We start from the raw sequence: 16441 nt of genomic DNA on the forward strand, positions 1-16441 counted from the left end.
ATCGCGGTCCGGGTAATGTCTGCAGATCATGATCGGGGACTATGGCTTACAGCACCGAAAGTGAAAGCCGCAAGCTACTTGGCCGCCTCCGCGACGCCATGGCCAGCGATATTGCTGGTCAGGAGCGACTGAACAAGATCACCCGATTGATTGCGGACAGTATGGAGACCGAAGTCTGCGCGGTCTATCTGTTTCGCGACGAGGATACGTTGGAATTGTGCGCCACCATCGGGCTAAATCCCGAGGCGGTCCACCAAACCCGCTTGCGTTTGGGCGAGGGGCTGGTGGGGCGGGTGGCGCGCTGGGGCAAGCCAATCAATTCGTCCTATGCTCCATCCGAGCCGGGCTTTCGCTATAAGCCCGAAACCGGCGAAGAGCAGTTTCGTTCTTTTCTGGGCATCCCGATCCAGCGGCTGGGCGAAAAGCTGGGGGTGCTGATCGTCCAGACCCGCGACGAACGGATTTACAGCGCGGACGAGATTTACGCGCTTGAGGTCGTGGCGATGGTCCTTGCCGAAATGACCGAACTTGGCGCGTTCGTCGGCGCCGGCGCCGGGGCAGGGCTGGCCGCGCGCCATAAGCAGGCGGTCCTGATTCGCGGGCTATCCGCACAAGATGGCACTGCGGAGGGCCATGTTTGGCTGCATGAGCCCCGTGTTGTTGTTAAAAATCTGATCGCCGATGATCCAACCCGCGAACTTGAGCGTCTGAATGAGGCGGTCAACAAACTGCGGGTCAGCGTCGACGAGATGCTGGCGATGAACGCCAGCGGAGATAAAGAACAGCTTCAGGTGCTCGAAGCCTATCGGATGTTCGCCAACTCCAAGGGCTGGCTGCGCCGCATGAGGGAGGATATCGCCGCTGGCCTTAGCGCCGAAGGAGCCGTGGAAAAGGAGCAAAGCCAAGCGCGCGCCCGCATGGCACAGGTTCAGGACCCCTATCTGCGTGAGCGTTTGAGCGATCTTGACGATCTGTCCAACCGCCTGTTGCGTCTTCTGACTGGACAGAACAATCAGAACGGTGCCGAAATGCCGCCTGATCCGGTGCTCGTCGCGCGCAACATCGGTCCCGGTGAATTGCTGGAATACGGGCGCTCACTGCGCGGCATCGTACTCGAGGAAGGGTCGGTTGGCAGTCACGCCGCCATTGTCGCCCGTGCACTTTCGATTCCTCTGGTGTTGCGCGCCCCGCGGATCGTCGACGAGGCGATGAACGGCGATCAGATCATGGTCGATGGGGAACAGGGCATCGTGCACCTGCGTCCCGAAGATACAGTGGTCAAGGCTTTCCGCGAGAAGATCGCGATGAAGGCCAAAGCGCAGGAGCGGTATCACTCGATCCGGGACAAGCCGGCGGTGACGCGATGCGGTGCACGGATTGATCTATCGATGAATGCCGGACTGATGGCCGACCTGCCGTCGCTTGAAAGTTCGGGGGCGGAGGGTGTCGGCCTGTTTCGCACCGAATTGCAGTTTCTTGTCCGCAACAAAATGCCTCAGCGCACGGAACTGGCCGCGCTTTATTCCCGCGTGCTGGATGCGGCGCATGGCAAACGGGTGGTGTTCCGCACCCTCGATATCGGGTCGGATAAGGTCTTGCCCTATATGAAGCCCAACGACGAACCCAATCCGGCGCTGGGCTGGCGCGCAATCCGGGTTGGGCTGGACAAGCCCGGCGTCATGCGGATGCAGTTGCAGGCGCTGATGCGAGCGGCCAAGGGCCGTCCGCTGACGATCATGTTTCCCTTCGTTGCACAATACGACGAGTATCTGGCGGCCCGCGCCGAGGTGGACAAGACCATCGCGCGGGAAAAGCGTCTGGGTCACGTGTTGCCCGCGACGCTTGAGATCGGTGCGATGCTGGAAACGCCCTCGCTGGCTTACGCGCCAGAGAAGTTTTTTCAGGAGGTTGAGTTCATCTCGATCGGGGGCAACGACCTCAAACAGTTTTTCTTTGCCGCTGACCGCGAAAATGAGCGTGTGCGCCGCCGCTATGACACATTGAACGTGTCGTTTCTCAACTTCTTGGAGCAGATCGTCGAACGCTGTGCCCGCAGCAATACGCCGCTGTCGTTCTGCGGTGAGGATGCGGGGCGCCCGATTGAGGCCCTATGCCTTGCTGCAATCGGTATCCGTTCGCTCTCGATGCGTCCGGCGTCGATCGGTCCGGTCAAAAGCCTGCTGTTACGCTCGAATCTGGTCGAACTGCGTGCCGTGATGGATGGCGTCCGCGAACGGGGCGAACCATCTGTCCGCTCGGCTGTGATGGATTACCTGCGCGCTCAGGTATGACGGGTTTCGCGTCCTAACTGCCTACGCTGGGATGAACTGGCAAGCGATAGCCATGAAAGCCATTGCTGATCCTCGGTGGTGTGGGCCAGAGGCGTGAATTCTCCGCGCGGGCGTTACATTTACCCGGCTTACTCTGCCCGATGGCGTGTGCTATCAGCACTTCGTCTGCATCGCAGCACACATTACGAAGGTTCATTTTGCAAAATCAAGCAGGGAACGAACGCTAAAACCAGCGGCTTTCACCCGAAACGCTATTGAACCCAACAGGCTGGCGCGCGCAGAAAAAGCAGGCGACTGCAAGGAGAACAGGCATGACCGAAACTGGCAAGACCAGAGTGGCATTGAATGGATTTGGCCGGATCGGACGGTCAATCCTGCGTTTGTTAATGGCACGGAGCGATTTCGAGATCGTTCTGATCAATGAGATTGAACCGCTGGAAACTTGCGCCTACCTTTTCCAATATGACAGCATCTATGGCCCTTGGCCGGGCACGGTCGAGGCGGGTGACGGTGTTCTGGTGGTGGACGGCCAGGAGATCGGGTTTCATCATGCCGATGATTTGACGGTGCTGGATCTGAGCGATGTTGATGTGGTTCTGGAATGCACCGGCATGGCCGGCGCACGTCCGGTGGCCGAGCGCGGGCTGGCCGCAGGGGCCAGTAACGTGCTGGTTTCAGGGCCGTCAAACACCGCCGATAAAACCATCGTTCTGGGGGCCAACGAAGCTGATTTGGGGCAGCACAGGATTGTCTCGAACGCGTCCTGCACAACCAATGCGCTGGCACCATTACTCAATGTGCTGGACGCGGCCTTTGGCATCGAAAGCGGGCATATGACGACGGTTCATTGCTATACCGGCAGTCAGCCCACGGTGGACAAGCCGCGTGGTAATCTGGCGCGCAGCCGGGCCGCCGCGCTGTCGATGGTGCCAACAACTACCAGCGCGCAAAAGCTTCTAGGTCAGGTTCTGCCGGCACTGGATGGCCGCATCGAGGCGCGGGCGGTCAGGGTGCCAACGGCCAGCGTGTCAGCGATTGACCTGATTGTTCAGACCCGCACTAAAGTCACGGTAGACGTGGTGAACGCTCGGCTGAAACGTGCCGCGCAGGATATGTCGGTATTGGGCTGGACAGAACAGCCGCTGGTGTCGTCGGATTTGCGCGGGCGGCCTGAATCGTTGATCATCAGCGGGCGAGAGACATCGGTTTCGCGCGGTGGGCTGCTCAGGGTCTTTGGCTGGTATGACAACGAATGGGGCTTTTCCAACCGGATGTTGGACATGGCCCGTTTGATGGATGCACGCGAATGATCGCGAAAGGCCTTTAAGATCGCGCATTTATCGCGGGTTCGGTTGATTTGGAGAAGGGGACATCGCGACAAGGCCGCATGGATGGAGTAAGCTCATGACAGCCCGCTATGAGTGGTGCGGCGGTGCAGCATTCAGCACCGCTGAAGTGACCACTCCCGACGATACGAGGCCATAGGGCTGGACAGTAGTCATTGCAGTGCCAGATATCTCTGGTTATGACGAAATACGGATTAAACAAACATTTCTTGCATCCACGGTCCATCAGAATATGATGCCCGGCTCCGAGACAGGGGTAGACATATCGCGTCGCCGCCCGGACATGCACCCTGATTGACCAATCTTGATCTGAAGGAGAAAACGATGATCAGACAGCTATTCGCAAGCGCAGCCGTAATCGGGGCCCTTTCGACATCGGCTTTTGCCGCGGGCGATGCCGAGAAAGGCGAAAGAGTTTTCAGAAAATGTCAGGCGTGTCATCAGGTTGGCGACAATGCCAAGAACCGGGTTGGCCCGGTCCTGAACGACATAATCGGTCGCACCGCTGGCACCGTTGAGGGCTTTAACTATTCCGATGCCCTGAAACAGGCGGGCGAGGATGGAATCGTGTGGAGCGACGAACACCTGCACGAATATCTGGAAGATCCCAGAGGCTATATTCCCGGCAACCGGATGTCTTTCGCAGGCCTGCGCAAGGAAGACGAGCGGGATGACGTGATCGCATTTCTTGAGCAGTATTCGGACCCCGATGCGGTAGCCGCAGATCATGCAGACCAAGAGGATTCTTCCAACGCGGACGAATAATTCCCTGCTTAGAGGGATTGCCAGCCCCGCCCGTTGTGGCGGGGCATTTTATTTCAATGGTCGGTGGTGGCTTGCGGAACAGGCCGCATCTTGCAAGGCTGTGGCGATCAGCTCCGGAACGCCCGGATCCGTACCGATAGGATCAAGGCGCGGGCCGGGGTAATCGGCATGGTCCAGCGCCCTTGGGATGTCGTCAATCACATGGCCGCCGATGGTAGCAAAGAACGGCAAGCAGATCGTTTGCGGCCCCGTATCGAACACCACCTCACCCAGATAGGGCGGCTCTTCAATAAAGCCCAAGCGGATTTCGCCAAAGCTCAGGGTTTTTCCGATAGCTTGGGCGAAATGCTTGGTGGCGCGGGCCGAGTTCGGGCTGCGGCCCGAGCCGTGCGCGGCAATGATCAGGCAGGTATCACCGGCGTGCCAATTTTTTGCGGCCAGAGTTTCTTTAAGCAGATCAGATGCCAGCTGAGGCAGCGCGGAGTCTGTCCCCAGCGGCGGCAATATCCTTGCGGCGCGCCCGGCGGTGCGTTTGGGCAGGACCGACTGGGTAAACCAACCGTCGGTCATGAATAGTGGGTAGATCAGCGGGGCCTCGTTACAAGCGTCAAGGGCGTTGACCAGTGCGCCGGGGCTGGCCAGTGTCGCACTGTGTAGCCGCCAGCCTTGCAATTGGGCGGCAACCCTTGCGGTGAGTTCGGCCAGTTCGGCTTCGGCGGGGGCCGGGTCCGAGGGTTGTCCATGGCTGACCACGATAACATCCGTAGCCGGTGCCTTCAGAGAAAAATAATCTGTTCCCGACATTGTTTCTTTCCGAGGGTTTGCGCATCGGCCGGCAGCGGACTACGTCCGGAGTTATGCGTCATCGGCGATGACGAGGCCTTCGTCATTCCAGACCGATTTCTGATTATAGCGCCCATTACCGCTGAATCCCACATTTACACCTATGGTGGCCAGAGCTTTATCTTGTCTCGGTCATATTTTGAACGCCGCAGCCAGTGGCTCTGGCAGCTCGAATTCAGCCAAGACTTGCGCGCGGCCCTCTGGCGACATCTTCCTGGCGGTGCGTTCTACAATACGTTGCAGCTTGTCCGGGTCCTGCGTGGCCGAAAACGGCGCGAAATACCATTTCAGGAACACGAAACAGATCACATCCTCAAGCGCCTGCACGTCGGCGTTGCGCTTGATGCCTTCTTTGCGGATCATCCGACCGGCAGCCTCGGCGTCGGCATCGTCGTAACCGGCGGAGCGCATGATCTCGCCCACGCGGATGGCGTGATGCTGCGCCAGATCGCGCCGCCAGGTCAGATACCCAACGCGCCCTTCAGGGTAATCGGCGCGTTTCCGCACCCAGCGTTCGATATGCTGCCCACGGGCGGCGATCTTTAATGGTTCTCCTGCATCGGGAAACAGCCGCGCCTGTTCGGCGCTCATCCGTTTACCATAAAGCAGCGCGGCGGGTTCGCCTTCGGATCGATCGGGATCGTCGGCGTTGGCGGCATCGATAGCAGCAAAGGCAATCTGAAGGCGGTTCATGGTACATTGATCCTGGCCGAAGCCGGACCCTCCTTGGAATTATCGCGCAGCTTAAGTTTTTTGGGCAGCCCGCTGCGACAATAGCGCTGCCTGAGAGGTATATACATGAGTTGTTGTCGTCATGGCAGGCGGCACTATCGCGCGCTCATGAGCTGAGCGCCGGGCGCGTGGGCGAAATCAGCAACTTGCCGGTGTCGGGCTTGCATTTTCGCTAGGTCCATTGGATCGACTGCCCGGCCAATTCGTACGGCAGCGACCGAGGCTCCGGCAATGCCTGATGCGATCACGGCGAAATCGTAGCTGTCCCATGCGTTTCTCGCCGGATCAGACAGAAATTCTTGCCGGTCATACCTGAGCGGGAGTGCGGCATTCGGATAAGCGACGTTGACGAACCCATGTCGGCTGGATTGAAATGGCAGACAGGACCAGCGCGTTCATGCAGGGAATCATCCAGATGGCACATGTCGCATCCAGCACAACAGAAACCGACAGGGATGGCGGGGGACACAGCAACGCCGCCCTTCTGGCCCGTCGCGCGGCGGCGGTGCCACGCGGTCTTGCCTCGGCCACTCCGGTTTTCGCCGATCGTGCCGAGAATGCGGAATTGTGGGATGTGGAGGGCAACCGTTACATCGATTTTGTGGGTGGGATTGCGGTGCTGAACACCGGTCATCGTCATCCGAATGTCGTTGCCGCCGCCAAGGCGCAAGAGGATCATTATACCCATACCAGCTTTCAAGTCGTGCAATACGAACCCTATGTCGCGTTGGCCGAACGCTTGAATGCGCTGGCACCAGGAGACCAGCCAAAAAAGACGCTGCTGGTGACCACAGGCGCAGAAGCGGTGGAAAACGCGGTCAAGATTGCGCGTGCGGCGACCGGACGGCCGGGTATCATCGCCTTTGGCGGAGCCTATCACGGGCGCACGCTGATGACGCTGGGCCTGACCGGCAAGGTCTCGCCCTATAAAAAAGATGTCGGCCCGTTTCCCGCTGCCATCTATCGCGCGCCGTTCCCCTCAAAGCGCGACGGGATCAGCGTTGCCGATGCGCTGACTGGACTGCAAAACCTGCTGCTGACCGATGCCCAGCCCGAACATGTGGCGGCGATTATCATCGAGCCGGTGCTGGGCGAGGGTGGCTATCTGCCGGTGCCCTTCGAGATGCTGCAAGAATTGCGCCAACTCTGCGATGCGCATGGCATCCTGTTGATCGCGGATGAAATTCAGACCGGGTTCGGGCGAACCGGCAAATGGTTTGCAATTGAACATTCCGGCGTCGTACCGGATCTTGTCACTGTCGCCAAAAGCATGGCGGGGGGCTATCCGCTTGCCGGTGTGATCGGGCGCGCCGATATTATGGATCGGCTGGAACCGGGGGGACTGGGGGGCACCTATGGCGGCAATCCGGTGGCCTGCGCCGCCGCCCTTGCCGCCATCGACGCAATCGAATCGGAAGGGCTGCTGGCGCGCTCAACGGCGCTGGGCGCATATCTTCACGAGCGTTTTTCCGATATTGCCGCGCGGGTCGCCCCCGACCATATCTGGGACATCCGCGGCCTCGGCGCGATGGTCGCGGTCGAGTTCGTGACCGATATGGATAGTGCTGAACCGGATGCGTCGCTGACCCGTGCGATCTGCGCCCATGCGTTGCAGCGCGGGTTGATCCTGCTGACCTGTGGCATGTATGGCAATGTAATCCGCGTGATGGTGCCGCTGACCGCTTCGGATGCGATCATCGACGAGGGGTTGGCCAGTTTCGAAGCTGCATTGACTGACGCAATCGCTGAATTGTCGGGTTGAAGCCTCTGATCCCGCGCCCGTATTGACCTGCGCAGTGATAAGTCGCAGACGATCCTCTATGCAGTCTGCGGTTAAAGGAGGCGGTATGACTTTGAATCATCTGTGTATAATCGGTGCCGGCAGTATCGCGGCGGAATTGCTCGACACATTGGCACATGTGCTTGAGGCGCCGCTGGAACGACTGATTGTCCTGCAGCGCGCAGGCAAGACCACCTTGCCCGAGGATATGGCACAGGCGGCATCGCGCTGTGCCATAACTGTGCAGGCCAGCGACAACCTGGCAGACGTGATCGCCGCGCGTCCGGATCTGGCGATCGAGTGTGCCGGACATGGTGCGGTCCACGCCTATGGTGAGCAACTTTTGGAGAACGGGATCGAAACGGTCATCGCGTCGACCGGCGTCTTGGCCGACGACGCGTGGCATGATCGTCTGCGCCGGGCGGCGCAAGCCGGTCAAACGCGGTTGGTGCTGCCAGCGGGGGCCGTGGGCGGCATGGATATTCTGGCGGCACTGCAAAACGGCACTTTGGACACCGTCGCCTACACCTCGCGCAAACCACCCCATGCATGGCGTGGCTCGCCCGCCGAAGCGGCTGTGGATCTGGACAGCCTGACTGGCGAAACCGTGTTTTTTGAAGGCAGCGCCCGCCGTGCTGCGGTGGACTATCCCCAAAATGCCAATGTTGCGGCCACCATCGCATTGGCGGGGGCGGGGCTGGATGCGACGACGGTGCGGATGATCGCGGACCCGGACGTGCAGGCCAATATCCATCAGATCGAGATCGCTTCGGACGGTGCCGAGGTGCAGGTGCGCATCGTCGGCAAGCCAACGGCGCGCAACCCGAAGACGTCACTGCCGACAGTATACAGTCTTGTGCGTGAGGTGATGCGCCGACGCGGCCCAATTGTGTCGTGACCGCCTAAAGCTCTTGAACCTTGGCGATAGAAGTTCCTTGCGGCTGCGCCAGACCAAGCCGTTACCGTACTGCTTCGATTGGCCCTTCTGCGCGGCCATGGATGAACTGCTCCAGATATGGATCGCCGGAGGCATCCATATCCGCCACCGGACCGGTCCACTGGATAACGCCGTCATGCAACATGGCCACGTTGTCGGCAATCGCCCGGACACTGGTCATGTCGTGCGTGATGGTCATGGCGGTCGCGCCCATTTCAACTACAATTTCGCGGATCAGGTCGTTGATGACGCCCGACATGATCGGGTCCAAACCGGTGGTAGGCTCGTCGAAAAAGATGATCTCGGGATCGGCGGCGATGGCGCGGGCCAGACCGACGCGTTTTTGCATGCCCCCTGACAGCTCCGCTGGCAGCAGATCCGCAACATCGGGTGTCAGCCCGACGCGGCGCAGCTTATCAACCGCGATTTCGCGGGCCTCCGCCTGAGGCCGTTTCAACCTTCCACGCAGCAGGCGAAAGGCGACATTCTGCCAGACCGGTAGCGAGTCAAATAGCGCGCCACCTTGGAACAACATGCCGAACCGGGCCAGAAATGCATCGCGATCGCCGCCGCGGGCGTCCTTGCCATCGACCAGAATCTTGCCCGAATCTGGTTGGATCAGACCCAGCACACATTTCAGCGCAACCGATTTGCCCGTGCCGGACCCGCCGATGATGACCATCGACGTGCCGCGCGGGATTTCAAGGTCTAGCCCGCGTAGGACATGTTTCTGGCCGAACGATTTGGTGACATTCTCCATCCGGATCATAGCGAAAAGAACACTCCCGTGAGCGCGAAATTGGCAGCCAAGATCAACACGGCAGCGGTCTCGACGCTATCTTTGGTGGCCCGGCCCACACCCATCGCGCCACGGCCCGATGCCATGCCAAAATAGCAGCCCATCATGGCGGCGATCACGCCGAATGCCGCGCCTTTGGCAAGGCTGGATATGATGTCGAGCGGTTCCAGAAAATCGACTGTGTTCTGCAGATAGGCCGCCGGATTGAAGCCCAGACTTTGCACTGCCACCGTATAGCCGCCCGCGATGCCGATAATATCGCCGACGCCGACCAGCACCGGCACCGTAAGAAGCGCCGCCAGAACCCGCGGTGCGACCAGATATTTCATCGGATCGGTCGAAAGCGTCACCAGCGCGTCGATCTGTTCGGTCACCTTCATCGTGGCGATTTCGGCGGCGATGGACGAGGTCACGCGCGCCGCGATCATCAGCCCGGCCATCACCGGGCCAAGTTCGCGCACCATACCGATAGCGACAATCTGAGGCACCACCGCCTCGGCGTTGAAACGCGACCCGCCGGAGTAGATCTGCAAGGCCAGTGCCCCGCCGGTGAACAGCGCTGTCATTCCCACCACCGGCAGCGACAGCCATCCGATCTGCATCAAGGCGTTAAACAACTCGCGCGGATACCAGGGCGGGCGAAAAATATGACTGAAAGCCTGTAGGGCGAACAGCGTGATCCGCCCTGTGGCCGCAAGGAAATACAGTGTCGACCGGCCCAGCCAGCCCAGAGGTGACAGAATAATCATGTTTTATAAATCCGCTCGTATCGATGGCCGAGGGTGGTCAGAATTTCGTAACCGGTCGTGCCTGCAAGTGCACCCAGCTTATCAATGCCCTGTTGAACACTGAGCACCCGCAAAAACTCGGGCACTTCGGTCAGGTCGGTCACATCGGCGGTAATCAGATCCATCGATACTTTGCCGACGACAGGGCAGGGGGTTTCACCGGCATAAAGCAACAGCCCCGGTGCCAACGCGCCGCACAGCCCATCGCCATAACCTGCCGCGACCGTGGCAATGCGACTGGCGCGAGGGGCGGTCCAAGCGTTGCCATATCCGACGGTCTCACCTTGTGCGACTTCGCGGGTCTGGATCACCGGCAAATCAAGCGTGACGACTGGCTTGGCATTGCTGAAGGGCTGCCCGCCATAAAGGCCGATGCCGGGGCGAGTGAGGCCGAAATGAAACGCATTGCCCAGCAGAGTGCCGCCCGTCGCCGCAAGTGAGCGTTTCACGCCGACCCCGTCCGTCATCTCCCGAAAGACGCGCAATTGCCGGGCATTCATTTCATGGTCGGGCGTGTTCGCGCAGGCCAGATGCGACATGATCAGCACCGGTTTTTGCGCCAATGCGATGTCGCGCACTGCGGCCCATTCGCCGGGTTCCATGCCCAGCCGATTCATCCCGCTGTCAAGCTGGATGCCGAAAGCATGGCCCGGCAGGGCTTCTGTATGGCGCAACATCTGATCGGCCGAATTCAGCAGCGGCGTCAGGTCGTGATCGCGGATCAGCGTCGTGTCGCCCGCCATATGCCCGCCGAACACTACGATTGTCGGCCCCGGGCCAAGCACCTCTCGCAGTAAAGCGCCCTCATGCGCCAGCGCCACAAAGAATTTCCGCACCCCGGCGCGGGCCAACGCAGGCGCCACCGAAGCAAGGCCCAACCCATAGGCATCGGCCTTGACCACGGCACCGGTCTCGCAGGAGCTGAGCGCGTCCAGCGCCCGCCAGTTGGCCACCAGCGCATCCAGGTCTATGGTCAGCGTTGCCTTGCTCATGGGGCCGTTCATGACATGGCGATGCCAAGGGTCAAGAGGAAAGGCGCTTGCGTCAGAACTCCTGCTCGCCATTCTGTTGCCAGGGCTTGACGAGATTGCCAAAGCGGGTGAACCGTCCTTCGAAGCTCAGCTCGACGGTGCCGATTGGGCCGTGGCGCTGCTTGCCAATCACGATTTCTGCCTTGCCGTGCAGGCGTTCCATACGTTCTTGCCAAGCGGCCATTTCGTCCAGCCTGTCGTCTGAGGGCTTTTCACGTTCGACATAATATTCCTCGCGGAAGACGAACATCACCACGTCGGCGTCCTGTTCGATCGACCCGGATTCGCGCAGGTCCGACAGTTGCGGGCGCTTGTCGTCGCGGTTTTCGACCTGACGCGACAACTGCGACAGGGCAACCACGGGAATGTCCAGTTCCTTGGCAATGGCCTTGAGGCCCATGGTGATCTCGGAAATCTCGTTTACGCGGTTTTCGCTGCGCCCGGTACCGCGCACCAGCTGCAGATAGTCCACGATCAGCACATCCAATCCGTGCGTACGTTTCAGCCGCCGCGCGCGCGCCGCCAACTGGCTGATCGGCAGGGCCGGGGTATCGTCGATGTAAAGCGGGCAGGCCTCCAAAGCCTTGGCCGCATCGACAAAACGGCGGAATTCGGCCTCCGTCATGTCGCCCCGGCGAATCTGTTCGCTGGGCACTTCGGATGCTTCGGAAAGAATACGCGCGGCCAGTTGCTCGGCGCTCATTTCAAGCGAGTAAAACCCGACCACACCACCGTCGACGGTGCCTTCGGTGCCATCAGGAAGGATGCCACGCTTATAGGCCTTGGCGACGTTAAAGGCGATATTGGTGGCCAACGAGGTCTTACCCATCGAAGGGCGGCCCGCCAGGATCAAAAGGTCGGAGCGGTGCAGCCCGCCCAGTTTTTTATCCATGTCAATCAGCCCGGTGGACACACCGGCCAGCCCGCCATCGCGCTGGTAAGCTGCGTTCGCTACATTAACAGCGTCGGTTACTGCCTTAAGAAAGCTTTGGAATCCGCTTTCAATTTGGCCTTGTTCGCTCAGTTTGTAAAGCTGTTGCTCGGCTTCGACGATCTGTTCACTTGGCTCGCTTGACACATCGACCCGCGCGGCCTTGTCGCTGATATCGCGCCCCAGCGCCATCAATTCGCGCCGTATCGCCAAGTCATAGATCATTTGCGCATAGTCGCGCACCGCGAAGGTGCTGATTGCCGACCCCGCCAGCCGCACCAGATAAGACGGCCCGCCCAGTTCCTTCAGGCCTTCGTCATCCTCCATAAAAGCCTTGAGCGTTACCGGCGAAGCGAGCGCGTTTTTGGCAATGCGCGCGGCGGCGATTTCATAGATGCGGGCGTGTACCGGATCATAGAAATGCTGCGGCCCGATGATGCTCGCGATGCGGTCGTAGACGTCATTATTGGTCAGCAATGCGCCAAGCAACTGCTGTTCGGCCTCGACCGAATGTGGCATTGCTTCGGGTGTCTGGCTGTCTTCAGCTGGTTTGCCGATACTGGTGATCGTGTTCATGCTGCCCCTCATGCGCTGCCCCGGTGACCGGGATCTGTCTGCCTGACCGGCACATAGCTTAAGGCACGCGAGTCGGGCAAATTGTATAATTTGTGTATAATCATTGCCCGCCAGAGCCTCGCGTCATATTGGCCTGCTAGTCGGCCAGACGTCAATATCTTGTGCGCATCAATCAGCTGGTGTGGCGGAAACTGGCGTGATCGGTCAGCTTTTCTGGCGCGCCTCTTGCCAGGCGCGAGGCGCGTTGAGAAAACTTTCGACCTCTTGCAGTGTCCTGTCATCGAACGCCCCCGAGCGTTTGGCCTCGGCCAGTACGTCCCACCAGGTGCACAGATGATGCAAGGCAACGCCATGATCACCAAGCCGCGAGATCGTGTCGGGAAAGATGCCGTAATAGAAGATCACCGCCGTATGCGCGCAAGTCGCACCAGTTTCACGGATCGCGTCGACGAAAGATAGCTTCGAGCCGCCATCCGTGGTCAGATCCTCGATCAGCAGCACCCGTTGACCTTCGGACATCTCGCCCTCGATACGGGCGTTTCGACCATATCCCTTTGGTTTTTTACGCACATAGCTCATCGGCAGGCCCATCCGTTCGGCGACAAGCGCGGCGAAGGGGATACCAGCGGTTTCGCCGCCTGCGACATTGTCGAAGGCCTCAAAGCCGGCATCGCGCAACACGGTTACGGTCAGGAAGTCCATCAGCGTGGCGCGGATTCGCGGGTACGAAATCAGCTTGCGGCAGTCGATATATGTCGGGCTGGGCAGCCCGCTGGCCAGCGTAAAGGGCTGTTCCGCGTTCAGATGCACAGCCTTGATTTCCAACAGCATCCGCGCGGTCAGGCGGGCCATCTCTTCGGCGGGGGGAAAGGATGTGGGGATCATCAGGCAGACTTTCGTATACAGCGCGGTCAGGTGGTTACGCGCCAATGCAATGGAAAACCGGGGTCGAATACCGTGACCGAGCCCTCAGCGCTGTCGATATGGCTCGGATAGCTGACCGGCGCGCCGCGCGTCAGGGTCAGCGTTTCGGTATTGGCCGGCAGGCCGTAAAACGTGGGGCCATGGCGCGATGCAAAGCCCTCCAGCCGCTCGAGCGCGTTCTCGCGTTCAAAAACCTCGGCGAGGATCGACATCGTGTTGGGGGCCGTGAAGCATCCGGCGCAGCCGCAGGCGGATTCCTTGTTGTCATCCGTATGTGGCGCGCTGTCGGTACCCAGAAAGAACCGCGCGTCACCCGAGGTCGCCGCAGCGACCAGCGCCTGGCGGTGGATTTCGCGCTTGGCGACCGGCAGACAATAGTAATGCGGCCGGATACCACCAACCAGAATATGATTGCGGTTGATGACCAAATGGTGCGTCGTAATCGTCGCGCCCAGCCCCGATTCGACGCCCTGCACATATTCGACTGCGTCGCTGGTGGTGATATGTTCCATCACCACACGCAGGCCGGGCGTGGTGCGGCGGATTGGGTCCAGAACGCGGTCGATGAACACTGCTTCGCGGTCGAAGATATCGATCTCGGGCTCGGTCACTTCGCCGTGCACGCAGAGCGGCAGGCCGATTTCGGCCATTCGTTCGAACACGCCGCGCACCCGGTCGAAAACCTGAACCCCGCTGGCCGAATTGGTCGTCGCCCCAGCCGGATAGAGCTTTACTGCGCTGATCAGGCCGCTTTCATGCGCAGCGGCCACGTCATCGGCGTCGGTTTCTTCGGTGAGGTAAAGCGTCATCAGCGGCGTGAAATTCGCATCCGCGGGCAGGGCCGACAGGATGCGATCACGATAGGCCGCGGCCTGCGCGCCGGTCACCACTGGCGGAACCAGATTCGGCATGATGATCGCGCGGGCGAAATGGCGCGCGGTTTCCGGCAGTACCGCACGCAGCATTGCGCCATCGCGCAAATGCAGGTGCCAGTCATCAGGGCGGGCAATGGTCAGGGTATCGGTCATGCGGAAGCGCTAGCATAGCTTGGCGGGTATCGCCAGAGGCACAATCACCCTATCATTTGCTTCAGCCCGCATCGCTTAAGACGAAGCGGATCAGCATACGCGCGGTCGACTGATCAATGGCGCGCGAAGGTGGGGTCATCAAGAGGCGGGTGAACAGGTCGTAAAACGGCTCCTGTGTCATCAGCGTGGCGAAACGTTGCTTGCGCCACGAAACCGCTTTGTGATGCAGGTCGCCCAAAATCGGATCATTATGCAGTTCCGCGCGCAACGGTGCCGAAAGCGGATCAATGCGTTGGATGCTGGTGTCGCGGTCGGTGCTGAAATTGCGCTCGACCCAGTAATCGACACCCAGAGCCTCGGTCCGATTGACCCGTCCGCGATCGACTTTAAGCAGATAGGATTCCATCGCCCCAAGCGGATAGTGGTTTAACTGCACCAGCGCATGGTTCGAGCACCCGTAATCGGAAAACAGGCGGCGGGTCTTGAACCGATCGTCGAGTGCGCGCCCTTCACCATCATACCAGCGCGCGCCATCCAGTCGCGTCTTGTCGGGGCTGCGCGGGCGATGTACGCCCAGTTTGCCATAGGTGCCGTCGTTGCGGTAAAGGGTCTTGAACATCGTTGCCCGCCACGGCCAATGGATCACCGCAGGCGCGCAGCCGGTAAAAGTTTCCAGAACCGGACGGTCCTCGTAGCGGACCATGTTGTCATTGCCAAACAGCCGCCATGTCAGCGTGATCGCCGTCGCGTCGGGCAAGACCGCGAGCAGCGCGGGCAAGGTACCATTGCCGGTGTGAATATTGACGAACTCATCAATATCAAACGACAGCAGCCAGTCGGCGTTATGCACCATATCCATTCTGTCGGCATGTTTAAGCGCGGTGAACTGGATACCGGCCTTGTCATAGGGGCCATCATTGCGAACATGGGTCAGCCAGCCCAGCTCGGCGAGCCGATCCAGCATCGTGTCGGTCCCATCCTGACAGTTGTTGGAAAATACCAGAAAATCGGTAAAGCCAACGGCGCGGTGATGGGCCAGCCATTCAAGCAGGAACGCGCCTTCGTTGCGAAGGGTGAGAACCGCGAGAAATTTCATTGCTTTGCTCGCTGCTGTTCGCGCGCCATCTTGATCGCCTTTTATTGGACTGGCTGTTGGCGGCACGCGCCGAAGCGCGGCCCGGCTGGCCGAACGCTGTCAGTCCGTCAATTCATGCACGGCTGCCAGCACCTCGTCCACATGGCCGGCCACCTTGACCTTGCGCCAGACCCGCGCGATGCGCCCGTCGGCATCAATCAGATAGGTCGAGCGTTCAATTCCCATGAAGGTCTTGCCGTACATCTTCTTTTCGACCCAGACGCCGTAATCCTCGCAAGTCTGGCCATGTTCATCTGATAAAAGCACGACATCCAGCCCGTGTTTGGCAGCAAATTTCTCATGGCTGGCGAGGCTGTCCTTGGAGATTCCCAGCACCTGCGCCCCGGCTTCGGCAAAGGCTGGCCCCGCCTCGGAAAACGCGATGGATTCTGTCGTGCAGCCCGGCGTATCATCGCGGGGATAGAAAAACAGGACAACAACGCCGCCGCGCAAGTCGGACAGGCGCACGGTTTCGCCTCCGATACCGGGCAGGGCAAAATCAGGAGCAGAATCAGAAATGGCGGGCATCGGGACC

15 protein-coding genes are annotated in these 16441 nt (G+C 60.0%); 5 read left to right on the forward strand and 10 right to left on the reverse strand.

Going from position 1 to position 16441, the window contains the following annotated elements:
- Positions 1-41 precede the first annotated feature (41 nt).
- The 3 genes from ptsP (at position 42) to JAO82_RS03605 (ending at position 4402) form a co-directional block, all read left to right on the forward strand.
- Entirely contained in the window at positions 42-2291 is a 2250-nt protein-coding gene (gene ptsP / locus JAO82_RS03595) for a phosphoenolpyruvate--protein phosphotransferase (RefSeq protein ID WP_198684980.1), read from the forward strand.
- 311 nt (positions 2292-2602) lie between these two features.
- Positions 2603-3601: a type I glyceraldehyde-3-phosphate dehydrogenase gene (locus tag JAO82_RS03600; RefSeq protein ID WP_198684981.1), complete on the forward strand. Its 999-nt coding sequence runs from the start codon at positions 2603-2605 to the stop codon at positions 3599-3601.
- Between the two features lie 360 nt (positions 3602-3961).
- The gene (locus JAO82_RS03605) at positions 3962-4402 is read left to right on the forward strand and encodes a c-type cytochrome (RefSeq protein ID WP_198684982.1); all 441 of its coding nucleotides are present in this window, start codon (positions 3962-3964) and stop codon (positions 4400-4402) included.
- A gap of 48 nt (positions 4403-4450) precedes the next feature.
- Here JAO82_RS03605 and JAO82_RS03610 read toward each other — a convergent pair whose 3' ends face one another.
- Both JAO82_RS03610 and JAO82_RS03615 read right to left on the reverse strand, forming a co-directional pair.
- Positions 4451-5206 carry a CbiX/SirB N-terminal domain-containing protein gene (locus tag JAO82_RS03610; RefSeq protein ID WP_198684983.1) on the reverse strand — a complete coding sequence of 252 codons (756 nt, stop codon included), beginning with the start codon at positions 5204-5206 and terminating at the stop codon, positions 4451-4453.
- A gap of 171 nt (positions 5207-5377) precedes the next feature.
- Complete coding sequence (locus tag JAO82_RS03615; RefSeq protein WP_198684984.1) at positions 5378-5938, reverse strand: DUF4202 domain-containing protein; 561 nt, start codon at positions 5936-5938, stop codon at positions 5378-5380.
- 454 nt (positions 5939-6392) lie between these two features.
- On the opposite strand from JAO82_RS03615, the gene gabT reads away from it, so the two are divergent.
- The gene (gene gabT, locus JAO82_RS03620) at positions 6393-7739 is read left to right on the forward strand and encodes a 4-aminobutyrate--2-oxoglutarate transaminase (protein ID WP_232897234.1); all 1347 of its coding nucleotides are present in this window, start codon (positions 6393-6395) and stop codon (positions 7737-7739) included.
- Between the two features lie 85 nt (positions 7740-7824).
- The gene (locus JAO82_RS03625) at positions 7825-8655 is read left to right on the forward strand and encodes an aspartate dehydrogenase (protein WP_198684986.1); all 831 of its coding nucleotides are present in this window, start codon (positions 7825-7827) and stop codon (positions 8653-8655) included.
- A 61-nt stretch (positions 8656-8716) separates the two neighbouring features.
- On the opposite strand, the gene JAO82_RS03630 is transcribed toward JAO82_RS03625, so the two are convergent.
- The 8 genes from JAO82_RS03630 to JAO82_RS03665 all read right to left on the reverse strand — a co-directional run bounded on the left by JAO82_RS03630 (position 8717) and on the right by JAO82_RS03665 (position 16434).
- A complete protein-coding gene (locus tag JAO82_RS03630) occupies positions 8717-9463 on the reverse strand; it encodes an ABC transporter ATP-binding protein (RefSeq protein WP_198684987.1) in 747 nt (248 codons plus the stop codon).
- A complete protein-coding gene (locus JAO82_RS03635; RefSeq protein WP_198684988.1) occupies positions 9460-10242 on the reverse strand; it encodes an MlaE family ABC transporter permease in 783 nt (260 codons plus the stop codon). Before JAO82_RS03635 ends, JAO82_RS03630 begins: the two co-directional genes overlap by 4 nt.
- A complete protein-coding gene (gene alr / locus JAO82_RS03640) occupies positions 10239-11273 on the reverse strand; it encodes an alanine racemase (protein WP_198684989.1) in 1035 nt (344 codons plus the stop codon). The genes JAO82_RS03635 and alr overlap by 4 nt, the downstream gene beginning before the upstream one ends.
- Before the next feature lie 52 nt (positions 11274-11325).
- The gene (locus tag JAO82_RS03645; protein ID WP_198684990.1) at positions 11326-12819 is read right to left on the reverse strand and encodes a replicative DNA helicase; all 1494 of its coding nucleotides are present in this window, start codon (positions 12817-12819) and stop codon (positions 11326-11328) included.
- 204 nt (positions 12820-13023) lie between these two features.
- The gene (locus tag JAO82_RS03650) at positions 13024-13704 is read right to left on the reverse strand and encodes an orotate phosphoribosyltransferase (protein WP_198684991.1); all 681 of its coding nucleotides are present in this window, start codon (positions 13702-13704) and stop codon (positions 13024-13026) included.
- Positions 13705-13730: 26 nt separating this feature from the next.
- Positions 13731-14771 carry a dihydroorotase gene (gene pyrC, locus JAO82_RS03655; RefSeq protein ID WP_198684992.1) on the reverse strand — a complete coding sequence of 347 codons (1041 nt, stop codon included), beginning with the start codon at positions 14769-14771 and terminating at the stop codon, positions 13731-13733.
- 61 nt (positions 14772-14832) lie between these two features.
- Positions 14833-15867, reverse strand: a complete 1035-nt coding sequence (locus JAO82_RS03660) for a glycosyltransferase family 2 protein (RefSeq protein WP_198684993.1) — start codon at positions 15865-15867, stop codon at positions 14833-14835.
- Positions 15868-15966: 99 nt separating this feature from the next.
- Entirely contained in the window at positions 15967-16434 is a 468-nt protein-coding gene (locus JAO82_RS03665) for a peroxiredoxin (protein WP_198684994.1), read from the reverse strand.
- Between the last annotated feature and the right edge of the window lie 7 nt (positions 16435-16441).

This window comes from Pontibaca salina (assembly GCF_016307205.1).
Classification (GTDB): Bacteria; Pseudomonadota; Alphaproteobacteria; order Rhodobacterales; family Rhodobacteraceae; genus Pontibaca; species Pontibaca salina.